At 54.2% G+C, this 2,459-nt stretch carries 4 protein-coding genes; 3 read left to right on the top strand and 1 reads right to left on the bottom strand.

The window, feature by feature from the left end; genetic code table 11:
* The 3 genes from A2I95_RS31610 to A2I95_RS31600 all read left to right on the top strand — a co-directional run.
* A partial coding sequence (locus A2I95_RS31610; RefSeq protein ID WP_291736185.1) for a hypothetical protein occupies positions 1-171 on the top strand: 171 nt, incomplete at its 5' end.
* A gap of 210 nt (positions 172-381) precedes the next feature.
* Positions 382-1,746, top strand: a complete 1,365-nt coding sequence (locus tag A2I95_RS31605; RefSeq protein WP_291736183.1) for an SIR2 family protein — start codon at positions 382-384, stop codon at positions 1,744-1,746.
* A gap of 240 nt (positions 1,747-1,986) precedes the next feature.
* On the top strand, positions 1,987-2,259 hold the full coding sequence (locus tag A2I95_RS31600; RefSeq protein ID WP_291736180.1) for a hypothetical protein: 273 nt from the start codon (positions 1,987-1,989) through the stop codon (positions 2,257-2,259).
* Positions 2,260-2,317: 58 nt separating this feature from the next.
* On the opposite strand, the gene A2I95_RS31595 is transcribed toward A2I95_RS31600, so the two are convergent.
* Entirely contained in the window at positions 2,318-2,455 is a 138-nt protein-coding gene (locus A2I95_RS31595; protein WP_084294418.1) for an entericidin A/B family lipoprotein, read from the bottom strand.
* Positions 2,456-2,459: the final 4 nt, after the last annotated feature.

The following is a 2,459-nucleotide window of genomic DNA, read 5'->3' as shown; positions in this document are numbered from 1 at the left end:
ACCCTTAGCGCCTTACGCAAAGACGTGACCGCCAAATGCTACGGCGGCGACGCAACGCGGAAGCGCAAGCTGCTGGACAAGCAGAAAGCGGGCAAGAAGAAGATGCGCCAGTTCGGCAAGGTTGATATTCCTCAGGAAGCGTTTATTTCCGCCTTGAAAATGGACAGCTGAAGCTGGTCCATTTCAAGGCGCGCGGGCGAAAGCGGTTGGCGCAGCCAAATGCGTGCCCGAACCTGGGTGTTCTGCGGGGCATTTACCCAAGATGTGCACTTGATGGGCGCTTCTATCAATGATTGAGTGCGAGGCGGAGCATTGCTCCGCCTTTTCAGCCTTCGCCTAACTTCTACTAGGTCGCGCAGCACGAACACTTGAGGCCAAAGCATGGATGGTTCATTTCAAGAAGACCAACAAAAATACATTGATGAACAGACGCAAAAGGTTATTGGAACTCGAGAAAAGTACCCACTTCAACCAATAATTTTCGCCGGATCAGGGCTAAGCCGCCGGTGGGTCAAGGCTCCAACTTGGTATGGTTTACTCGAATGGGCGGTCAAATACTGCCCTATCATAGATAGACCAATTCAATATTTTGTTCAGCAGGAAGAGGGGTTGCCGGAAGTAGCGCAAAGGATCGCTGCTTCATATCAGGCTTGGGCTTGGGACGCGGGGAAAAGTCAATTCCCGCCCATACTATTCGAAGCCAAGGTACCTGCGGACATCTACTTAAAGTACTCGATCGCTCAGTATATAAAGAGCTTCGGTACTGAGATTTCTGGAAACTACGTGGGAGAAGCTTCTGCTTTTTCGGCTATAAGGCCACATGCAGTTATTACAACGAATTATGATAGTTTGTTGGAAAAGACCTTGCCGGGGTCCCAGCCGATACTAGGTACTGGTCTGATCTCTGCGCCATTTGCCAATATCGGTGAGATTTATAAGATCCATGGAACTGTAGAAAAGCCGAGTTCGATGGTACTTACTGGCGAAGATTACGCAATCTTCGGAGCGAAACGAAAATACCTGACTGCAAAGCTGCTTACTTTCTTTGCCGAGCATCCGATATTGTTCGTTGGGTATAGCGTGGAGGACGCCAATATTCGCAAGATCCTCGAGGATCTGAATGAAGCGGTGGAGATCAAAGGGGGCACAATTCCAAACATCTTCTTTCTCACCCGCCCATCCGGGGGCAGCCCGGCATCCGAGAAAGTACTGCAAGTAGCGCCGGAGAAAGGTGTTCGCGTCAATGCAATCGAGGCTTCCGATTTCGAGTGGGTCTTCAAGGCATTCGGTCACAATGCACCACTGTCCAACGTGAACCCTCAAATTCTGAGGTCTCTGCTAGCTCGTTCATACCAATTGGTGCGTTCAGATATACCTCGTCAGAAGTTCGAGGTGGATTTTGAGCTGATCTCAGGGAAAGTGGAGACGAAGGAGGACTTTGCAAAGGTATTCGGAATCGGAACGCTACAACCAGTTACAGGCTTTACAGCGCAATACCCCTACAACCTTACCGCAGTTGCTGGAAAATTGGGATACGGTTACTGGAATGGCGCCGATAAGCTCCTAAAGCAGGTCAAAAATGAAACTGGACTAGACATTAAGGCTTCAGATAACCGTTATCATGGAACGGTTAAGATCAGTACAAAGTCGAAGGCGCAAATGTACTCAGACGAGTGTGTCGAGTTGCTGAGGAAAGTACGTGATGGTGAGGTGTATAAAGTCGAGTTGGATGGTGCTGAAAGCTAGCACTTCCATCTGGTCGCCAGACCGGGCAGCGCCCGACCCTCCCCACGGGAGGGCGCTTCGCACCCACCCAGGGCCGGGCGCTGCCCTCCGCTTTTCTAAACCGGCCTGACCACCCCGGCCAAAACCCGCCCAGTCCCATGCGCCAACCTCCGCCGGTTCCGCCCTCCCGCAGCCGCCTCGGCTGAAAACCAGCCGCAAAAATGCTATCCTCCACCCAGCTAAACGTTCGGAGGATGGCCCATGTTAGTTCAAACTATGACCACCAAAACAGTGAAACTCACCACCCTGGCCACGGCGCTGTGCCTGCTGGCGGCGCCGGCGTTTTCCGGCCAGTGCCCGGCGGATATCGCCAAGATCGATGCCGCGATTGCGGCGGGAACCAGCCTCAGCGAGGATGACCTGGCCGATGTTCAGGACATGCGCGACGAGGGGCAAAGCCTGCATGACGGCGGCGATCATGCGGCCTCGGTCGCCATTCTGGCTGAAGCCAAGATGATGCTCGGGATCGAGTGACCGCACACCAAGAACGCCCGGCGCGGGGCCGGGCGTTGCTGTCTCACACTCAATGGGCTTACAGCGCGTCCTGCACGTCCTGCGCCGCGCCGCTGATCGCCTGGCCGGCTTTGGAAATGTCGCGCCCCGCGCCCTTGGTGGTCTCGCAGGCGGCCAGCCCCAGCAGCATCAGCGCACACGCAAAAATCCTGATCATCGTC

The organism is Leisingera sp. F5 (assembly GCF_001593695.1).
This window is presented reverse-complemented; position numbering and strand designations above follow the sequence as displayed.